The organism is Microbacterium xerophyticum (assembly GCF_053543555.1).
Map to the genome: position 1 here is coordinate 352720 of NZ_JBLVOB010000004.1, position 19279 is coordinate 371998.

Here is a 19279-nt window from a genome sequence, read left to right on the forward strand (position 1 = left end):
CAAGGATGGCGCGCTCCGCCGTCCGGTGCCCCGAGCAGGAGCGCGAACCGTGCAGAGCCCGCTTCGAGAGGTGATGGTGCAGAAAGAGAGCGAGTGCGGCTGTGCAGGAACGGCACCGACGGGCAGAATGGGACGCGTGACATCGCCCGAGCCCTTCCGCGTGATCTTCGTGTGCACGGGCAACATCTGCCGCTCTCCCATGGCAGAGGTGGTGTTCCGTGATCTCGCCGAGCGACAGGGATTCGGGGCTCGGATCGCCTCGAGCAGCGCCAGCACCGGCGAGTGGCATGTGGGCGAGCGCGCCGATGCCAGGACGATCGAGGCACTCGAGCGACGGGGGTACGACGGGTCGCGCCATCGCGCGAAACCGTTCACCGCGGCATCCTTCGCCGAGAACGACCTCGTCGTCGCCCTGGATCGCACGCACGAGCGCATCCTGCGCGAGTGGGCGCGCGATGAGGACCAGGAGGGCAAGGTGACGCTGCTGCTGTCGTTCGACCGCGATGCCGAGAACCTCGACGTACCCGATCCGTACTACGCGGAGGCACCGATGTTCGACTCGGTGCTGGCTATGATTGAGACCGCGACCAGGGGCCTGTTCCGCCAGCTCGAACCCGCCCTGCGCTCCAGCCGCATGATGCCGCGCACGTTGCCCCAGAACTGAGGGGCCCGATCAGGAGGACTCCCCTGACTTCCCCGAACTCCTTCCCCGTCCAGCCGCTGAGCCCCCTCGACGGGCGCTACCGCCCGGCCGTCGCCGCTCTCGGCGACTACCTCTCCGAGGCGGGCCTGAACCGTGCCCGCGTCGAGGCTGAGGTGGAGTGGCTGGTCGCACTGACCGACCGTTCGCTGTTCGGCACCGCGCCGCTGACGGATGCCGACAAGGAGCGTCTGCGCGGCCTCTACCGCGACTTCGGCCAGAACGAGATCGACTGGCTCGCCGAGAAGGAAGCGGTCACGCGCCACGATGTGAAGGCCGTCGAGTACCTCGTGCGCGACCGCCTTCACGCGCTGGGCCTCGACTCGATCGCCGAGCTCACCCACTTCGCCTGCACGAGCGAGGACATCAACTCCGTCTCGTACGCGCTCACCGTCAAGCGCGCCGTAGAGGATGTGTGGCTGCCGGCCTTCGCCGGCCTGATCGCGGGGCTCCGCGAGCTGTCCGTCGAGCACGCGGATGCCGCGATGCTCTCCCGCACGCACGGTCAGCCCGCGACGCCGTCGACCATGGGCAAGGAACTCGCGGTCTTCGCGTGGCGCCTCGAGCGCGTGCGCACCCAACTCGCCGGCTCCGACTTCCTCGCGAAGTTCTCCGGTGCGACCGGCACCTGGTCGGCGCACCTCGCGGCAGATCCCGATGCCGACTGGCCGACGATCGCCCGCGAGTACGTCGAGGGCCTGGGTCTCGGCTTCAACGTGCTGACGACGCAGATCGAGTCGCACGACTGGCAGGTCGAACTCTACGACCGCATGCGTCATGCCGGCGGCATCCTGCACAACCTCGCGACCGACATCTGGACCTACATCTCGATCGGCTACTTCACGCAGATCCCGGTCGCCGGCGCCACAGGTTCCTCGACGATGCCGCACAAGATCAACCCGATCCGTTTCGAGAACGCCGAGGCGAACCTCGAGCTCTCCGCCGCCCTGCTGGGTTCGCTGTCGCAGACCCTGGTCACCTCGCGGATGCAGCGCGACCTCACCGACTCGACGACGCAGCGCAACATCGGCGTCGCGTTCGGCCACTCGCTGCTCGCCCTCGACAACCTGCGCCGCGGTCTGAACGAGATCTCGCTGGCCCGCGACGTGCTGCTCGCCGATCTCGACGTGAACTGGGAAGTCCTCGCCGAGGCCATCCAGACGGTCATCCGCGCCGAGGTCGTCGCCGGCCGCTCGACGATCAGCGACCCGTACGCACTTCTCAAGGAACTGACCCGTGGTCACCGCGTCGGGGCAGCGGAACTGGCATCCTTCGTCGAGGGTCTCGAGATCGGGGATGCCGCGAAGCAGCGTCTGCTCGCGCTCACACCCGCGACGTACACCGGCATCGCCGAGCGCCTCGCGAAGTAGCCCGCGCGGGGCTTCTCTCTGCACGCGCTACACATCTCGGCATCCGCGGCATCGATCGATGTAGCGCCTGCTGAGATGTGCAGCGCACGCGAAAACTGCGCACTACGCGCACTCGCGGACGGCGTCAGCGCTCAGAGGTGGACGGACCCGATTCTCCGCTGCCGGCAGCGTCGTCGTCGCCCGGCTCTTCGTCGTAGAGAACCGGACGGTCGAGCGTCTGGTCCTGGTACTCGCGCGGGTCGACGGCGAGGATCAGCATGGACATGATCAGAAGCGTCACGATGAACGCGCCGCCGCCGATCACCAGGCCGAGCGTGACCGGTGTGAGGCCCTCGTAGGAGCCGTTCGCGATCGCGACGTTGACGCGGGACGTGAAGGCTCCGGTCGAGACCAGCGTGACCACGGCCGCGAAGATTCCGCACACGAGCGCGATCCCGAGCAGGTGCAGCGGGCGCAGCAGTTCTCGACGATTGGGCTTCTTCTCGCTCACGCGGATCCTCCAGTCTCGACCGAGGCGCTCGTGGCGCCGTCGGTGTCGGCATCCTTCGTCTCGTCGCTCGTCGTGCCAGGGCGATTCGGCGAGAAGCCGGCGATCGCGAGGAACACCGCGACGATGGCGGTGTAGCCGCCGACCATACCGACGGCCAGGATGATGCCGGTGAGCGTCAATGCCCCAGCGCCGTCGACCGAGTACTGCAGCGAGTATCCGGCGGGGATGATGAGCAGGACGACCGCGAGGAGCAGTCCGAGGGCGCCGACCGTGATCGAGTCCTTCGCGGTCGGATCCGTGCGACGTGCGCGCAGGCCTGCGATGAGCTCCACAAGACCGGTCGCTGCGGCCCAGATGATGACGACGACGAAGAACACGGCGTCGGTGCGCCAGGTGGGCACGCCGCTCACGATCGCGGTGAGCACGTCGATGACGCCCAGCAGGATGAGGGGCCAGCGCGACCCGGCGGGCACCGCGAGCCATGCGCCGAGCAGGAGGATGAATCCGCTCGCGGCGACGAACCCGCCGAACACCGCGAACCCGACGGCCGCCGAGTGGTCGGAGGAGAACGTGATCATGAGCGCCGACGCCGCCGCGAAGAGAGCGCGCAGCAGTTGGATGTTGCGCACGGTGAAGGTGCGAGCTGGGGCAGACATGACGATTCCTCGGTCTTCCGGGGTGGTGCATCCAGTCTACGCGTGGGCGCACGGCACCCGCGTACGCCGGGTCACCGCGGGATCGCGGGGCTCGGCGGCGTCCCCAGAACGATCACCGAGCCCCGCGGTTCACGCAGGGGGCACTGCGTCAGGCCGTTCATCGACGCAATTGCGGGTTCCGCCTGCGACGATCCGACCCATGACCTGCGCCTGACGCTCCGGGCCCGGGACGTCTGCGACTGGCCTAGGCTCAAAGTACCTAGTGCTTCTTCACATACCTGGGGGAGGTCTGTGATGTACGAAGAAGACTCAGCGAATGCTGAGCAAACGGCCGATTTCGCGACGTCTCTGCGAGCAGCGATCGATGCGCGCGGCGTCACTCTCACGTGGTTGCGCGAACGGCTGACGGATAGCGGCAATCCGGTCTCGGCGGCGACGTTGAGTTATTGGCGATCCGGCGCCAGACGTCCGGAAGGGCCGCAGTCACTCGCGGCCGTCGATGAGATCGAGTCGCTTCTACAGTTGGATGCCGGTGCGCTGCGCCGTATCGTCGGGCCGAGCCAGCGCGTGGGCCCCATCGGCGCTCCGCAGTATCCGCTCGAATCCGCGCGGTTGGAATCCGCCACCGCAGAGACGTTCATAGCTCTGGGCGCACCGGTCATGGATCCTGGCCGCGATGTTTCCACCACAGCCGTCACCGAGGTCGGCGCCGATGGATTCGTGATCTCCAGAACCACGCGCACGTTGCTGCAGTGCACCGCGGGCACCATCACCGATGTGCCCTACCTCGACCTCACGCCTGGGGTCCGCACGCCGGCTCCGATCTTCAGCGCAGTTTCCGGAGGTCGCATCTCACGGACTCACTCGCACCCCAGTGGCGAAGTGCACGGGGCGATGTTCGAGCTCGAGCGGCCTCTGGGCCCGGCGCAGACGACGATGCTGGAATGGAAGCTGAAGTTTCCCCCTGATTATCCGCCCAACGCCGAGACCGGGCACGGCGTGGCCCGTCGGGCACGGGAGCTTGTGCTGTGGACCAGGTTCCATCCCGATGCACTACCGGACTGGATCGAAGAGGTCGAGGAGACCCCGACTGAGACAGTCGTGACACCACTCTTCCTCAACGGCGCGACCACCATCCACCAGGTTCGGCAAGGCTGGGGCCCGGGGATGCTGGTCCTGCGCTGGGGGTACGGCGAGCGCGGATGATCCCGCGCGGAGACCGAGCGTCTCTGCGAGCCCGGTGTCGTCCGGAGACGGAGGCCGTCACACGGTGCGCGGCCAGGCATTCCACCCGTCGAGCGCGGAGAGCGTCCGCGCGGCAGCATCCGATCGGGATCGTGGAAAGTCCTGGCGACGCGCGGAGCCGCTGCGTGAACCGCTCTCATCAGCGAGCCGGAATCCGATGCTTCGCGGGCCGGCGCTCTCTCGATAACCGCCTGCCGCGACAGTCCGCACGCACCACTCCATCTCTTGCGCCGTTCGCTGCCAGCCCTCATCGCACGCATCGCAGCCGCACACCGGGTAGAGGAAGTCGTGCAGCAGCCCAGCGTGCACGATGACGGAGGGGAACGAGGTGAACACGAAGGTCAGGGAGGCCGCCGCGGGATCATGTGGAGTGACCTTGACGGCCCGGATCACATCGCCGCGATCGTGCATGAGTTCGGATGCCAGGGCGAGATCGTCCTCGATCACCGCGGCGTACTCGGTCGCGAGGGCGTCGATCAATGCCTCGCCGACCCTGTGCAGCGGGCGGAACCGCTCCACGTTCGACAGCACCGAGTAGCTCTCCTCCGGAGGTGAGCCCGCGCCCCACCGGTCGCCGTACTCGATCGCCGCACCGTCGGCGTCGCGGAACACGACGGACTCGATGGCAGGGCGACGATAGGAATCCATTCGGCTACTCCCCGGTCGCGACCGGCCGCCCCGGCGTGTTCGACCACTGGCTCCACGAGCCGTGGAAGATCTTCGCGTCGACGCCCGCTTCGGCGAGCACCAGTGCGGTGTGCGCCGCTGTGATTCCCGAGCCGCAGTAGGCGGCGACCGGCGTGCCCTCTGCGATGCCGGCATCCGCGAAGTTCTTCTTGAGCGATTCGAGGTCGCGCAGGGTGCCGTCCTCGGCGACGTGCTTCCCTGTGGGCAGATTGACCGCGCCGGGAATGTGTCCGGCGATCGGATCGAGCGGCTCGCTCTCACCGCGGAAGCGCTCCGGCGCTCGCACGTCGAGCAGGACACCGGATGCCGGGAACTCAGCGGCCTCGTCGATCGTGAGGCTGCCCCCGGCGACATCCGCGAGGGTCACCGTACCGGGTGCGTACTCGGAGGATCCGCTCTCGATGTCGCCGCCGGCTTCCTTCCAGGCCTGCCAGCCGCCGTCGAGCACGCGCACGTCCACACCGCCCTGGCGCAGCAGCCACCAGGCGCGTGCAGCCGGCAGGCCTCCGGCATCGTCGTACGCGACGACCACGTCACCGTCGTTCAGACCCCATCGGCGGGCGGCATCCTGCACGTGCGCGGTCGACGGAATCGGATGCCGGCCTTCATCCGGCCGACCATGGCGCGAGAGCTCCGTCTCGAGATCGACGAACACCGCCCCAGGGATGTGACCGTGGAGATACTCCTCCCGGCCGTCCGGCTGCGCGCGCCCGCCCGGAACGCTCAGACGCCAGCGCACGTCGAGCACACGCACGGCATCGTCGCGCACCAGCTCGGCCAGTTCATTCACACTCACCAGATGGGACATGGTTCCAGGGTACGGCGGCACTGCATAGTGCGGTGAAAGGGCGCGAGGGGCGAGTCAGGACTTGGCGTCCTCGGACTCCGACTCCGCATCCTCGTCGGACTCCGCGTCTTCGTCGGACTCCGCGTCGTCTTCCTCGGGCGCGAGCTCGATGACCTCGTCGCCCTCCTCGAGCACGTCGACGTCGTCGGCGTCTTCGGTGTCGTCATCCGCGGCATCCGAACCGAGCACGCCGTCGGGGCGGATGAGCTCGCGCACCTCGGCCATGAAGCTGTTCAGCTGCTGCTGCTGCCAGCGGAGCTGGCGAGTGCGGTCCTCGGCGTCGCGCAGCACCTCGGTCGTGTGACCCGTCACCGTGCTGACGATCTTCTGCGCCTTCACGCGTGCACGCTCCAGCGTCTCGCGGGCGCGCACCTGGGCGTCCGCCTCGATGGCCTGGGCCTGCGAACGCATCAGACGCTCGTAGTCATCGGCCTTCGCCGAGATGCGCTTGGAGTGCTCGAGGGATGCTGCGACCTGCTCGTTCGCGTCGGTCGTGATGCGCTCGGCGTGGGCGACGGCCTGGTTGTGCAGCAGCAGGAACTCCTGCTGCGCGTCGTCCTGCCGGCGGGTCAGGGTCTCCTCGAACTCCAGCACGCGTGCGTTCATCTCACGCACCTCGCGCTCGGCATCCGCCCGCTGCTGGCTGGTCTCACGCGTGACCATCGAGCGCAGCGCCGCCGAGCCCTTCTCGGCCTCGGTGCGGACGGTCGCAGCCTCCTGCTCGGCCTGGATGACCTTCTCGGCGGCGTGCGCCGCCTCGCGCTGAATGGTCGCCTCGTGCGCGGTGTACTCGGTGTCGATCCGAAGGCGCACCTGATCTGCGTCGTGCTGCGCCTGCGCGGTGATGCGGTCCACTTCTGCGGCGAGCTCGACGCGGCGCGACTCCGCCTCTTCCCGCGCGGCTTCGAGCAGACGCTCGGCCTGCACTGCGGCATTCTGGATCAGGACGGATGCCTGCTCCTCGGCGACGCGCAGCACGGCCTCGAACTGCAGGCGTGAACCCTCGGTGTCCGCACCCGTCTTCGGGGCATCCACGAGCTCGTTGGTGAGCGTGGCGACCTGCTGCTCGGCGTCATCGGCCTGCGCGCGGGCAGCGGCGAGATCTGCCTCCAGCGCCGCGATGCGGTCGTCGTTCTGCGCCTCGAGCTCCGCGATGCGTGCCTCACGTTCGGCGAGCTCCGACTCGAGCTGCGAACGAGCGGACTCGACGTCGCGGCTCACCCCCGCGCGGGCCTCAGCGAGGTCGGCATCCGCCCGCTGCACCTGCATCCGCAGGCCTGCCAGCGCGGCATCCACCTCACCGCGGTCGTATCCACGAAAACCGATCGTGAAACTGCCCTGTTCGCGACTCTGACCCTGCGCCAGCTGGTCGAAGAAATCGGCCCCGTGCTCGTCGACGTTGTTCTCGGCGGAGTTGCTCACAGGGAGTGCCTTTCTGGAGGTGCTCACCGAACGACCCTCGCGACGCGCAGCGTCAGTGGGGGAAGGCGACGGCTAGCAGAAATGGGGGGAGGATCGAGCTGCGAACTCGGTACTCAGCCTAATGAGTTCCCCACCTCTAGGGAACCGGGAGATCCGTATGAGCGCGCTGAGGCGGGTGCGGCGTCGCCGCCTCCCCCATCCGCGCCGATAAACTGCCGCCGACCCCGAGAAGAAGGATGCCGCGATGCCGCGTTTCGATCTGCCGCTGGAGGAGCTCCGCTCCTATCGACCCGATGTCGCGGAGCCCGCGGACTTCGACGACTTCTGGGAGCAGACCCTCGAGGAATCCCGCGCGGCTGCGCTGCCAATCCAGCTTCGCCGCATCGACTCCCCACTGCAGTCGGTGGAGGTGTACGACGTGACCTTCAGCGGCTTCGGCGGCGATCCGGTGGGCGGATGGCTGCTGCTGCCCGCAGACACCGATGAGCCGTTGCCAGCGGTCGTGGAGTTCAACGGCTACGGCGGAGGCCGCGGCCTGCCGCACGAGCGCCTGGGGTGGGCGTCATCCGGTTATGCGCACTTCTTCATGGACACCCGCGGCCAGGGCAGCGCGTGGGGAACCGGCGGGATCACGGCAGACCCGCACGGCTCAGGCCCGGCGGCGCCGGGCTTCATGACTCGAGGGATCGAGGATCCGAGCAGCTACTACTACCGCCGCGTCTACACCGACGCCGTGCTCGCGATCGACGCCATCCGCTCCCTCGACCGGGTCGACGCTGCGCGCGTGGCCGTGTGCGGCGGAAGCCAGGGCGGAGGCATCGCGATCGCCGCCGCCGGACTCTCCACCGGCCTGATCGCCGCGATGCCCGACGTGCCGTTCCTCTGCCAGTTCGAGCGCGCAGTCGGCCTGACCGGACGCGACCCGTACAACGAGATCGTCCGGTACCTCTCGATCCACCGCGGCACCGAGGAGCGCGTGTTCGAGACCCTGTCGTACTTCGACGGCGTGAACTTCGCTCGCAGAGCCACGGCACCCGCCCTGTTCTCCGTCGCCCTGATGGATCCGGTCTGCCCGCCCTCGACGGTCTTCGCCGCACGCAACAGCTGGGGCGGAGTCGCCGACATCACCGAGTACGCGTTCAATGAGCACGAGGGCGGGCAGGGTCTGCAGTGGCAGAACCAGGCCGCGTTCCTCGCCGAGCGACTGGCCGGCTGAGAACTGTCGCCGCCGCTTGGGTTCGGCCTGACACTTGTCAGTCGAAATCACGGATGTCGGTCGATATCCGGTGGTACGGACTGACAGGTGCGATCTGGACTGACAAGTGTCCGCGCCCGCGCCGTCACCGCGAAACATCCCGGAATCATCGAGCTTCTACGGTTGAGGAATGGCGAAGCACACATCCGGTTGGAATCCCTCTGACGACGGCATCAACTTCCACACCCGCAAATGGGTGCGTCCGGAGGACCTGAACGCGAACGGGTCGCTGTTCGGCGGAAGCCTCCTGAAGTGGATCGACGAGGAGGCGGCGATCTACGCGATCGTGCAACTCGGCAATTACCGCGTGGTGACCAAACTGATCTCGGAAATCAACTTCGAGGCCTCCGCCCTCCAGGGAGATCTCATCGAGATGGGTCTCACCGCGACGCACTTCGGGCGCACGTCGCTCACGATGCGCGCGGTCGTCCGGAACATGATCACGCGCAAGCGCATCCTCACCATTGAGAAGATCGTCTTCGTCAGTCTCGATGAAGACGGCCACCCCCTGCCGCATGGCTACTCGGACATCACCTATGACCGGGACCGCATGCCGCACGAGCACCCGGGCACCGGGACGATCAGGCTCCCGTCCGCCTGAGCAGCCTGCTGCAGCGTTCTGCTCTGAGCAGAACTTCGGTGACACCCGCGTACGGCGGCGTTACCGTGAACCATGGCTGAGATCCTCCCCTTCACCCGCACGCCGCATCCGCCCCGCGACCCGCGCCCGCAGAACGGACCGGAGCCGCTCTGGCGCCATCTGCTCGGCGACCAGCTGCGCCGTCGCCGACATGAGCGGGAGGAGACCCTCACCGAGACAGCCGACAAGGCCGGGGTCTCACCGCAGTACCTCTCCGAGATCGAACGCGGGCTGAAGGAGCCGTCCAGCGAGATGATCGCCGCGGTCGCCGGAGCCCTCGACACGACACTGATCGAGCTCGCGAGCAGCGTGGCCGATGAGCTGCGCACGGCTTCGGCCCCGGCATCCGCCCTCGTGTCCGCCGGGGCGCGCGGCGCGTTCACCCTCGCCGCCTGACACCCACCGACACTTGTCAGTCGAAATCACAGATGTCAGTCGAGAACGGGCTATTTCGACAGACAGGCGTGATCTGAACTGACAAGTGTGGTGGCAACTACGCGGTGGCCACCCGCTCGCCCAGCACCCGGTCGATCAGCCCGTAGTCGAGCGCGGCAGATGCGGTGAACACCCGGTCCCGGTCGGTGTCGGCGCGCAGCGCCTCGACGGTGCGGCCGGTGTGGCGGGCGAGCACCGCCTCCATGTCTGCCCGCACCCGCACGACCTCGTCGGCGGCGAGGATGAGGTCGGGGATGGCCCCGCGCGACTGCCCAGCCGGTTGATGCAGCACGATGCGCGCGTGCTCGAGCGCCGCGCGCTGCTCCGGAGCACCGGCCGCGGACAGAAGCGCGGCCGGACCGATCGCCTGGCCGACGACCGTCGTGGCGATGGCGGGGCGGATGTGCTGCATCGTGTCGTAGATCGCCAACGCCGCACCCGGGTCGCCGCCCTCGCTGTTGATGTAGAACTGGATGCCGGCGTCGGGGCTGTCCGCGTCCAGGTGCAGCAGCTGCGCGATCAGCGCGTTCGCGACGCCGGCGTCGATCCCCGTGCCGAGGTAGATCACCCGCTCCGCGAGCAAGTGCGAGTAGACGTCCATGACGCGCTCACCCCGCGGATGCTGCGCGATGACGTTCGGGATCGTGTAACTGCTCATGACTGCTTCCCTTCCTCAGCGGATGCCACGGCATCCGCTCCCAGACCGACCCGCGCGCGGCGCCGCGGCATGACTTCCGCGACCGACGAGACGATCGCGTCGATGAACCCGTACTCCTGCGCCTGCGCGGTCGTGTACCAGCGATCGTGCAGCGAGTCCTCGAAGATGCGATCGGCGGGCTGACCGGTGTCTTCGGAGATGAGGCCCAGCACGGTGTCGCGCATCTGCCGCAGGTCGTCAGCCTGCACCTCGATCTCGACCGCGGAGCCGCCGATGCCCGCCGACCCCTGATGCATGAGGATCCGCGCGTGCGGCAGCGCCCGACGCTTGCCCCTCGTGCCTGCCGAGAGCAGGAACTGCCCCGCGCTGGCCGCGGTCCCGAGTGCGAGGGTGGCCACATCGTTCGGGATGAGGCGCATGATGTCGCGGATCGCCAGCATCGACGGCACCGAGCCGCCCGGCGAGTGGATCCACAGCGCGATGTCTGCGGACGGGTCCTCGGCCGACAGCGTGAGCAGCTGTGTCATCAGCAGCGTGCCGTTGTCATCGTCGAGGGCGCCGTCGAGCACCAGGATGCGGTCGTGGAACAGCGCGCGTCTGGCCTCGGGGCCGAACTGCGGGATGGGATTCTCTTCGCTCATGAGTTCAGCCTGCGCGGCGGGAGCGGAGCCGGCGCGGGAATCCGCTCACGGCGGTTCTGCCGTGAGCAGAGGCGGGAGACGGCGAACCGCCCCGGCACGTGCGGTGCCTGCCGGGGCGGTTCAGTGCGTGAGCGTCTCAGGCCGCCAGTGCGAGGGCGCGTCGGTGCTGAATGCGGTGACCGATCCAGAATCCGATCGCGATCAGGCCGACCAGCACCGTGCCGAGCATCCACGGCAGCATCGAGGGCGCAGCGCCCGCCGTCGCGGTGGCGAGCGTGCCGGAGCCGTCGGCGATGAGTCCGTTGCCCGCCGCGAGGTCAGCCGCACCGGCCGCGAGCGTCTCTCCACCGTCGGCGAGTTCGCCCGATCCCTCGGAGATCGTGGCCGCGCCTTCCGAGAGCTCGCCGACGCCGGAATCGAGGGTCGAGGCGCCGGTGGCGAGGGTCGCGGTACCCGCCGCGAGAGCTGCCGCGCCCTCGTCGAGGCTCGTCGCACCGGAGTCGATCCTGATCGAGCCGGCGTGCAGCGACGTCGCACCCTCGGCGAGGGCGTCGAGGCCGCCGGTGAGGCTGTCCGCACCGGCGGAGAGTTCTGCGGTGCCGCCCTTCAACGACTGCAGTCCCGCGGAGAGCTGCTGCGCGCCGGCGGAGAGCTGCGAGGTTCCCGCCTTGAGAGGCTGTGCGCCGCTCGCGAGCTGGGAAGCTCCGTCGGCGAGCTGCGTCGCGCCGTCGCGCAGCGGAGCGAGCCCGGTCGCGAGGTCGGAGGCGCCGGTGGACACCTGGGCGGTGCCCGCTTTCAGCGCTTGCGTGCCGGCGAGAAGGGCGGGCGCGCCGTTCTCCGCGTCGACCAGCGCGACCGTGCCTGGCCATCCCTGCTCGGCATTGCCGTTGACGAGAGCGCTCGCCCCGGCCGCGACCTGTCCTGCCGCGGTCGCGGCATTGAGCGCTCCTGCCGCCAGTGCGGGAGCGGCCGCGGCAGCCCCGGCGATGCCGTCGACCTGTGCGTCGACGCCCACCGCGAGTGCGGCCAGCTGCTGGAGCTGCGCATCGGCGGGGTCGGCAGCGGCGAGCTGCGAAAGAGCGTCGGCGAGTTGCTGCGAGTTGCCGGGAGCGCTGCCGGCTGCCGCCGTGATCGCCGCGGCGGTCTCGTCGCTGGCCAGGAACTGCAGTTCGGGCGTGACCGCGGCCGAGAGCCCCGCGTTGAGCTGGTCGGCCCCTGCGAGCACCTGCCCCGCGACCTGGTGCGCTCCGGCGACACCGGCGGCGAGGCCGGTCATGCCGTCGAGCACTGCCTGCGCGCCGGCATCCGTCTGCTGCGCCCCCGCAGAGAGAAGCTGCGCGCCGTCCAATGCCTTCTGCGCACCGGCATCCACCTGCTGGGTACCCGCGGAGAGGCGGGTCGCGCCGTCGAGCACCGACTGCGCGCCGGAATCCACCTGCGCGGCACCCGCCGCGAGGCTCTGCGTACCGTTCAGCGCGGACTGTGCGCCCGCATCAGCCGAGGCGAGTCCCGCGTTCAGCTTCTGCGCCCCGAGCAGCGCTGCCAGGGCGCCGCCGCTGAGCTTCTCGGCGCCTGCCGCGGCATCCGATGCTCCGGCCGCGAGCGTGTCGGCGCCCGCAGCCAGCGACGCCGCCCCGGTCGATGCACTCCGCGCCCCTGTCACGAGCTTCTGCGAACCGGCATGCGCGCTCGCGGCGCCTTCGGCGAGCTGCTCGGTGCCGTCGGCCAGCGTGCCGGCACCCGTGGAGAGCTCGCCCGCACCGGTGGCGAGCTCGGACGAGCCGTCCTTCGCGGTCAGCGTGCCGTCGGACAGTTCCGCCGCACCGGCGGAGATCTTCGCTGTCGTCACGAAGAACAGGATCACCATCGCTGTCAGCAGCAGGCTGAGGACGATGACGGCGATGCGCATGCCGCGGCCGTGCGCGTGGGTCGTAGAACTCGTCATTGAGGCTCCAAGGTCGGTGGCGTCGTTGCCACCCGGAGTGTATGTATGCGTTCCCCACCTCCCTCATTCCTTTGCCCATTGAAACCAAGTTTCATGGGTTGCGGCACTCGGTCTTCTGTAGCGAGTCGACAGTTTCCGTTGACCAGAAGTCAATAAGAGCGTTGCACCATGCTTGTTTTCGGCGTCCCTAAAGGATAGATTTTCGGTGTGCCTAAATCTCGTCGTGCCGTCGTGGCCGCCCCGCGGTCCGGATCGATCGTGCGCGCTGCGGCGGTCGCCGCCGGGCTCGCGCTCGCGCGACCGGATGCGCGGGCCCGGATGGCACGACCGACGACGACCGGCCCGTCGTGCTGACCACCTTCACGGTTCTCGCCGACATCGCCCAGAACGTCGCGGGCGACCACCTGCGCGTGGAGTCGATCACGAAGCCCGGCGCCGAGATCCACGGGTACGAGCCGACCCCCGGCGACGTGCGCAAGGCGGCGGATGCCGACCTGATCCTCGACAACGGCCTGAACCTCGAGGTCTGGTTCGCACAGTTCGTCGACTCCGTCGATGTGCCCCACGTGGTGGTCTCGGAAGACGTCGAGGCGATCGACATCACCGAGGACGCGTACGCCGGCAAGCCCAACCCGCACGCCTGGATGAGCCCGGCCAACGTGCAGCTGTACGTCGACACGATGGCGGCAGCGTTCAGTGATCTCGCCCCCGAGCACGCCGAGGAGTTCGCCGCGAACGCCGATGCGTACAAGGCCGAGCTGCAGCAGGTGCAGGATGAGCTCGCCGCAGACCTCGCCGTGCTGCCGGAGAACGAACGGGCCCTCGTCACCTGCGAGGGGGCGTTCTCGTACCTCGCTCGGGATGCCGGACTCACCGAGGCGTACCTCTGGGCCGTGAACGCCGAGCAGCAGGCCACGCCTCGTCAGATCGCCGCGACGATCGAGTTCGTGGACGACAACGACGTGCCGGCCGTGTTCTGCGAATCGACCGTGTCCGACAAGGCGATGCAGCAGGTGGTCGAGGCGACCGGTGCGACCTTCGGCGGCACGTTGTACGTGGATTCGCTGTCCGAGGCCGACGGCCCGGTTCCGACGTATCTCGATCTGATCCGCCACGACGCGGACCTGATCGTCGCAGGACTCACCGGCGGCGCATCATGAGCGCGATCGACGTCAGTGGCCTGACCGTGCGATACGGCGACGTGCTCGCCCTCGACGACGTCTCGCTCACGGTTGAACCGGGACGCGTCACCGGACTCATCGGCATGAACGGATCGGGCAAGTCGACGCTGTTCAAGTCGGTCATCGGCCTCGTGCGTCCGGCCGCAGGGCAGGTGCGGCTGGAGGGAGCGGATCCGGCATCCGCTCGCCGCCGCGGGCTCATCGGCTACGTCCCGCAGAGCGAGGACGTCGACTGGACGTTCCCGGTCTCCGTGCGCGACGTGGTGATGATGGGCCGTTACGGACAGCAGGGTCCGCTGCGGCGAGCGCGCGCTGCCGACAAGCGCGCCGTCGAAGAGGCGCTGGAGCGGGTAGAGCTCTCGGGCCTGGCCGACCGGCAGATCGGACAGCTCTCCGGCGGGCAGCGCAAGCGCGCGTTCGTCGCCCGCGGCATCGCACAGGGGGCCGGCATCCTGTTGCTCGACGAACCGTTCGCCGGCGTCGACAAGCGCAGCGAGGCGACGATCGTCAGGCTCCTGCGAGAACTCGCGGCAGCCGGCAGCACGGTACTCGTCTCGACGCACGACCTGCATGCACTCCCCTCCCTCGCGGACGAGGCGGTGCTGCTGCTGCGCCGCGTGCTGTTCCAAGGCCCGGTCGCAGAGGCACTCGAGACCGGCAACCTGGCGCGCGCGTTCGGACTCGAGAGCGACCCCGACTCGAAGGAGGCACCGTGATCTGGGACTGGATCCTCGAGCCGCTGCAGTACGACTTCATGGTGCGGGCACTCATCACGACCGCGATCGCCGCGATCGTGTGCGCAGCGCTCTCGTGCTGGCTCGTGCTGGTCGGCTGGTCGCTGATGGGCGACGCGGTCTCGCACGCGGTGCTGCCGGGGGTCGTGCTCGCGTACATCTTCGGAGCACCCTTCGCGCTCGGCGCCCTGGTCTTCGGGCTTCTCGCCGTCGGTCTCATCGGACTCATCCGCGGCACGAGCAGGGTCAAGGAGGATGCCGCGATCGGCATCGTGTTCACGACCCTGTTCGCGCTCGGCCTCGTGCTGATCTCGGTCACCCCGAGCCAGACCGACCTCAACCACATCATCTTCGGCAACATCCTCGGCGTCTCCGAGGGCGACCTGCTGCAGATCGGCATCCTCGCCGCGGTCGCGTTCGGCGTACTGATCATCAAGCGCCGCGACCTCACCCTGTACGCCTTCGACCCCACCCACGCCTTCGCGATCGGGCTCTCGCCGCGCCTGTTGGGCGCCCTGCTGCTCGGCGTGCTCGCGCTGACCTCGGTCGTCGCACTGCAGGTCGTCGGCGTCGTGCTGGTCGTGGCGATGCTGATCATCCCCGGTGCGACGGCCTACCTGCTGACGGACCGCTTCGGGCGGATGCTGGTGATCGCCCCCGTCATGTCGGCGCTGTGCAGCGTGATCGGGATCTACCTCAGCTACTGGATCGACGCGGCATCCGGCGGCCTGGTGGTCGTGGTGCAGGGCTGCGTGTTCGCACTCGTGTACCTGTTCAGCCCGCGGCAGGGCGTGATCGGGAAGCGGCTGCGGCGGCGTCTGCCGACCGGCGCCGCCGCATAACTCCGGAGGAACGCGCCAGATCCGGCGCAGACCCGCCGTATTGCTGCCGAACCACGCAGATCCTCCGGAGTTATGCCGAGGCGCAGTCGTTCACAACCCCTCGAAGATCGGTCAGATCGACCAGGAATCCACCGGTTGCGCGGCAGATACGGCCGTGCGTGAGGAGTTGTGAACAGCCGGGCGGGCGAAAGCCTGGGCGAGATCGGCGATGAGGTCACCGGCGTTCTCCAACCCGATCGACAGCCGCAGCACGTCGGCGTCCGGCCGGGCATCGGCCGGCACCGGACGGTGCGTGAGGGCGGCCGGATGCTGGATGAGCGAGTCCACTCCGCCCAGCGAGACCGCGTGGGTGAACAGTCTCACCGACGAGGCGACTGCACTCGCCGCGGCGTATCCCCCGCTCATCCGCATCGCCACCATCGCCCCAGTTCCGCGCATCTGCCGCTCGAGCATGCCGCGCGGATCGCCGTCGAGTCCGGGGAAGAACACCTCGTCGATCTCAGGCCGGTCGATCAGCCACTGCACGATCTGCTGCGCATTCTCCTGCTGCTGGCGCATCCTGACCGGAAGCGTGGTGAGACCGCGGTGCAGCAGATACGCGCCGAGCGGGTGCAGCAGTCCCCCGGTCACCGCTCGCACACGGCGCAGCGCCTCTGCGGTCCCCTCGCTGCACGCCACGACGCCGGCGATCACATCGCCGTGACCTCCGAGGTACTTGGTCGCGCTGTGCAGCGACATCGCGGCGCCGTGATCGAGCGGGTTCTGCAGCAGCGGCGTCGCGAACGTGTTGTCGACGACCACTGGTACGTCTCCCGCCGCCGCGACGATCTCGGCGATGTCCACGAGCTCGAGAGTGGGGTTGGCCGGAGTCTCCACGACGACGAGCCCGGTGTCCGCCCGCAGCACCGATCGCACCTCGGACGGGTGGCAGTAGGTGGTCTCGGTGCCGAGCAGGCCCGAACCGAGCAGGTGATCGGTTCCGCCGTAGAGCGGTCGCACCGCCACGACGTGATGCGTGCCCGTCGCACTCGTGTGAGCGAGGATCACCGCGGTCATCGCTGCCATCCCCGACGAGAATGCGACCGCAGCCTCGGCGTGCTCCATCTCGGCGAGCGCGTCCTCGAAGCGTGCGACGGTCGGGTTCCACAGTCTCGCGTAGACCATGCTGCCGCCGTCGATCGGACGACCGCCGGTCGCCATCGTCTCGTACGAGTCGCCGCCGCGCTCGATGTCCGGCAGCGGATTCGTGGTCGACAGGTCGATCGGCAGGGCGTGCACGCCGAGTTCGGCGAGATCGGCCCTGCCGCTGTGCACGGCCACCGTGTCGGGATGCAGATGCTGGTCAGTCATGCTTCCACGTTGCCCGAATCGCAATCACGGTGGGAGAATTCGACAGTATCCGCCGATGGATCGGCAGAATCCACACTTTCCAGCGAACTGAGACGGCAAGAAAGGTGACGGGATTGGCGAAAGCGCAACTCGACGAACTCGATCTGGAGATCCTCGCCGCGCTCAGCACCCGCTCCGATCTCACGAACAAGGCGCTCGCGCAGCAGCTGGGGCTCGCGGAATCGACCTGCGCGCACCGAGTGCGGAGCCTCCGTGATCGAGGGGTCATCCGTGACACCCGCATCCGACTCGATGCATCCGCGCTCGGGTATCCGCTCGAGGCCATCATCAAAGTGCGCCTCGCGAACCACACCGGCGAGAAGGTGAACGCGCTGTTCGACGCGCTCGTCGCGACCCCGCAGGTGCTGCAGGTGTTCCACGTCGCGGGTGTCGACGACTTCCTCGTGCACGTCGCCGTTCAGGATGCCGTGGCACTGCGCGACATCGTGCTCGAGCACATCACGGTGCATCCGGTCGTGCGGGGCCCGGAGACCCAACTGGTCTTCGAACTGCGCGACGGCCGCGGCGTGCTCTCCTGACGGCTAGCGGCGCAGCAGCTTCTTCCATCGCCGCTGCACGATGACGGGCACGGGCTGGGTGACGACGGCATCCACCGTCAGTGAGCTGTTGTCGGGTCCGACGAGCGCGATCGGCGTGGTGAGCGTCGGCTCGAGGGGGTCGACGGGCATCTTCGCCAGTGCGCGGTGCGCCTTCACGTAGGCGGGGATGAGGATCACGACCGCGCCGACCCAGGCGAGCGGGTTGCTCGCCGCGACTCCGCCGAACCCGAGCAGCGCACCGAGTAGGACAGCGGCCCCGACCCGCATGAACAGTTCGACGACGCCGGTGATCGTCGGGATCATCGCCTGACCGAGCCCCTGCAGGGCGCCGCGCAGGACGAAAAGCACGCCCAGCAGCGCGTACGAAGAACCGTTGATGATGAGCATGAGATGGGCGAGCTCGACCACCTCATCGGATCCCTCGCCGACGAACAGACGCACGAGGTGGGTTCCGAACGCGATCAGGACGACGCCGAGGACGACAGAGGCGATGATCGCCATCCAGGTCGCCTGCTTCACTCCCGCACGGATGCGGTCGGGCCGGCGTCCGCCGAAGTTCTGCGCCACGTACATCGACACGGCGAGGCCCAGCGAGGCGAGCAGCGCGGTCGCGAGGCTGTCGACACGGCTCGCCGTCGTGTACGCCGCGACCGCTTCCGCCCCGAGCATGTTCAGCGCCACCTGCACGACCAGCGTGCCGATCGCGATGATCGACGCCTGGAAGCCCATGGGCAGGCCGAGTCGCAGGTGATCGGCGATGTCGTCGCGGGTGACCTTCCAGTCCGCGCGCCACACGTGCAGCATCGGCATCCGTCGCCTGACGAACTCGAGGCACAGCAGCACCGACACCGCCTGCGAGACGACGGTCGCCAGCGCGGCGCCCGCGACACCCCAGCCGACCGGGCCGACGAGCACGATGACGAGCACGACGTTCAGCGCGCACGCGATCGTGAGGAACACCAGCGGCGTCTTGGAATCGCCGATCGCACGGATGATCGCGGACAGGTAGTTGAAGAACATCGTCGCGCCACCGCCGAGGAAGCTCACCTGTGTGAACAGCGTGGCCTCGGCGAGCAGCTCGGGAGGCGTCTGCATGAGCACCAGCACCGGTTCGGCGAGCAGCGGCCCGCCGATCGTGATGAGGATGCTGGCCGCCGCCGACAGCAGGGTACCCGTGGCGACTGAACGCCGAACCGCCGCATCGTCCTTCGCGCCGTACGCCTGCGCCGTGGGGATCGCGAAACCGCTCGTCATGCCCCAGGCGAAGCCGAGCAGCAGGAACAGCAGGCTTCCGGTCGCCCCGACGGCGGCGAGCGAGTTCACACCGAGCTCCCGTCCGACCACGATCGTGTCGACGACCTGGTAGAGCTGCTGCACGACGTTGCCGATGAGCAGAGGGACGGAGAACGACAGGATGACACGCCAGGGGCGGCCCGTGGTGAGGGAGGTGGCCATGCGGAGGAGAACTTCCGGAACGCGGGGAGGATGGGGGATCGGATGCCGGGAACGACGAAGCGACCAGTTTATCGAATCGATTCGGCAACGGAAGACCTTCGCGAAAGAATGCGCCGACGGGTGCAGG

The 19279-nt window shown here is 68.6% G+C and carries 21 protein-coding genes; 11 read left to right on the forward strand and 10 right to left on the reverse strand.

Annotation, left to right across the window (positions count from 1 at the left end; all coding sequences use genetic code 11):
• The first annotated feature begins 199 nt into the window (after window positions 1-199).
• Complete coding sequence (locus ACNPNP_RS04310) at window positions 200-664, forward strand: low molecular weight protein-tyrosine-phosphatase (protein ID WP_448964875.1); 465 nt, start codon at window positions 200-202, stop codon at window positions 662-664.
• A gap of 23 nt (window positions 665-687) precedes the next feature.
• Entirely contained in the window at window positions 688-2070 is a 1383-nt protein-coding gene (gene purB / locus ACNPNP_RS04315; RefSeq protein ID WP_448964876.1) for an adenylosuccinate lyase, read from the forward strand.
• A 124-nt stretch (window positions 2071-2194) separates the two neighbouring features.
• Here the strand turns inward: purB and ACNPNP_RS04320 are convergent, their stop codons facing one another.
• Window positions 2195-2560 (reverse strand): hypothetical protein, encoded by a 366-nt coding sequence (locus ACNPNP_RS04320; protein WP_448964825.1) that lies wholly within the window; start codon window positions 2558-2560, stop codon window positions 2195-2197.
• Complete coding sequence (locus tag ACNPNP_RS04325) at window positions 2557-3216, reverse strand: acyl-CoA synthetase (RefSeq protein ID WP_448964826.1); 660 nt, start codon at window positions 3214-3216, stop codon at window positions 2557-2559. The genes ACNPNP_RS04320 and ACNPNP_RS04325 overlap by 4 nt, the downstream gene beginning before the upstream one ends.
• Before the next feature lie 294 nt (window positions 3217-3510).
• Between ACNPNP_RS04325 and ACNPNP_RS04330 the strand changes: the two genes are divergently transcribed.
• A complete protein-coding gene (locus ACNPNP_RS04330; protein ID WP_448964827.1) occupies window positions 3511-4422 on the forward strand; it encodes a hypothetical protein in 912 nt (303 codons plus the stop codon).
• A gap of 57 nt (window positions 4423-4479) precedes the next feature.
• On the opposite strand, the gene ACNPNP_RS04335 is transcribed toward ACNPNP_RS04330, so the two are convergent.
• Genes ACNPNP_RS04335 through ACNPNP_RS04345 form a run of 3 tightly spaced genes read right to left on the reverse strand, consistent with a single transcriptional unit; the run spans window position 4480 to window position 7444 of the window.
• Complete coding sequence (locus ACNPNP_RS04335; RefSeq protein WP_448964828.1) at window positions 4480-5109, reverse strand: DUF6226 family protein; 630 nt, start codon at window positions 5107-5109, stop codon at window positions 4480-4482.
• A gap of 4 nt (window positions 5110-5113) precedes the next feature.
• Complete coding sequence (locus tag ACNPNP_RS04340; protein WP_448964829.1) at window positions 5114-5956, reverse strand: sulfurtransferase; 843 nt, start codon at window positions 5954-5956, stop codon at window positions 5114-5116.
• Between the two features lie 54 nt (window positions 5957-6010).
• Window positions 6011-7444 (reverse strand): coiled-coil domain-containing protein, encoded by a 1434-nt coding sequence (locus ACNPNP_RS04345; RefSeq protein ID WP_448964830.1) that lies wholly within the window; start codon window positions 7442-7444, stop codon window positions 6011-6013.
• 217 nt (window positions 7445-7661) lie between these two features.
• Between ACNPNP_RS04345 and ACNPNP_RS04350 the strand changes: the two genes are divergently transcribed.
• From ACNPNP_RS04350 to ACNPNP_RS04360, 3 genes are all read left to right on the forward strand, one after another.
• Window positions 7662-8633: an acetylxylan esterase gene (locus ACNPNP_RS04350; RefSeq protein WP_448964831.1), complete on the forward strand. Its 972-nt coding sequence runs from the start codon at window positions 7662-7664 to the stop codon at window positions 8631-8633.
• A gap of 169 nt (window positions 8634-8802) precedes the next feature.
• Window positions 8803-9273, forward strand: a complete 471-nt coding sequence (locus ACNPNP_RS04355; protein WP_448964832.1) for an acyl-CoA thioesterase — start codon at window positions 8803-8805, stop codon at window positions 9271-9273.
• Between the two features lie 72 nt (window positions 9274-9345).
• Window positions 9346-9708, forward strand: a complete 363-nt coding sequence (locus tag ACNPNP_RS04360; protein ID WP_448964833.1) for a helix-turn-helix domain-containing protein — start codon at window positions 9346-9348, stop codon at window positions 9706-9708.
• Between the two features lie 97 nt (window positions 9709-9805).
• On the opposite strand, the gene ACNPNP_RS04365 is transcribed toward ACNPNP_RS04360, so the two are convergent.
• The 3 genes from ACNPNP_RS04365 to ACNPNP_RS04375 all read right to left on the reverse strand — a co-directional run bounded on the left by ACNPNP_RS04365 (window position 9806) and on the right by ACNPNP_RS04375 (window position 12991).
• Window positions 9806-10405: a ClpP family protease gene (locus ACNPNP_RS04365; RefSeq protein ID WP_448964834.1), complete on the reverse strand. Its 600-nt coding sequence runs from the start codon at window positions 10403-10405 to the stop codon at window positions 9806-9808.
• Complete coding sequence (locus ACNPNP_RS04370) at window positions 10402-11046, reverse strand: ClpP family protease (protein WP_448964835.1); 645 nt, start codon at window positions 11044-11046, stop codon at window positions 10402-10404. Before ACNPNP_RS04370 ends, ACNPNP_RS04365 begins: the two co-directional genes overlap by 4 nt.
• Window positions 11047-11182: 136 nt before the next feature.
• On the reverse strand, window positions 11183-12991 hold the full coding sequence (locus ACNPNP_RS04375) for a hypothetical protein (protein WP_448964836.1): 1809 nt from the start codon (window positions 12989-12991) through the stop codon (window positions 11183-11185).
• 207 nt (window positions 12992-13198) lie between these two features.
• Between ACNPNP_RS04375 and ACNPNP_RS04380 the strand changes: the two genes are divergently transcribed.
• Genes ACNPNP_RS04380 through ACNPNP_RS04395 form a run of 4 tightly spaced genes read left to right on the forward strand, consistent with a single transcriptional unit; the run spans window position 13199 to window position 15748 of the window.
• Entirely contained in the window at window positions 13199-13345 is a 147-nt protein-coding gene (locus ACNPNP_RS04380; RefSeq protein WP_448964837.1) for a hypothetical protein, read from the forward strand.
• A complete protein-coding gene (locus tag ACNPNP_RS04385) occupies window positions 13339-14151 on the forward strand; it encodes a metal ABC transporter substrate-binding protein (RefSeq protein WP_448964838.1) in 813 nt (270 codons plus the stop codon). Before ACNPNP_RS04380 ends, ACNPNP_RS04385 begins: the two co-directional genes overlap by 7 nt.
• Window positions 14148-14888, forward strand: coding sequence for a metal ABC transporter ATP-binding protein (locus ACNPNP_RS04390; RefSeq protein WP_448964839.1), 741 nt, complete (start codon window positions 14148-14150; stop codon window positions 14886-14888). The genes ACNPNP_RS04385 and ACNPNP_RS04390 overlap by 4 nt, the downstream gene beginning before the upstream one ends.
• A 38-nt stretch (window positions 14889-14926) precedes the next feature.
• Window positions 14927-15748, forward strand: a complete 822-nt coding sequence (locus ACNPNP_RS04395; protein WP_448964877.1) for a metal ABC transporter permease — start codon at window positions 14927-14929, stop codon at window positions 15746-15748.
• A gap of 111 nt (window positions 15749-15859) precedes the next feature.
• Here the strand turns inward: ACNPNP_RS04395 and ACNPNP_RS04400 are convergent, their stop codons facing one another.
• Window positions 15860-17098, reverse strand: coding sequence for a trans-sulfuration enzyme family protein (locus tag ACNPNP_RS04400; RefSeq protein WP_448964840.1), 1239 nt, complete (start codon window positions 17096-17098; stop codon window positions 15860-15862).
• A gap of 113 nt (window positions 17099-17211) precedes the next feature.
• On the opposite strand from ACNPNP_RS04400, the gene ACNPNP_RS04405 reads away from it, so the two are divergent.
• Window positions 17212-17676 carry an Lrp/AsnC family transcriptional regulator gene (locus ACNPNP_RS04405; protein WP_448964841.1) on the forward strand — a complete coding sequence of 155 codons (465 nt, stop codon included), beginning with the start codon at window positions 17212-17214 and terminating at the stop codon, window positions 17674-17676.
• A gap of 3 nt (window positions 17677-17679) precedes the next feature.
• Here the strand turns inward: ACNPNP_RS04405 and ACNPNP_RS04410 are convergent, their stop codons facing one another.
• Window positions 17680-19152, reverse strand: a complete 1473-nt coding sequence (locus ACNPNP_RS04410) for an MATE family efflux transporter (RefSeq protein ID WP_448964842.1) — start codon at window positions 19150-19152, stop codon at window positions 17680-17682.
• Window positions 19153-19279: the final 127 nt, after the last annotated feature.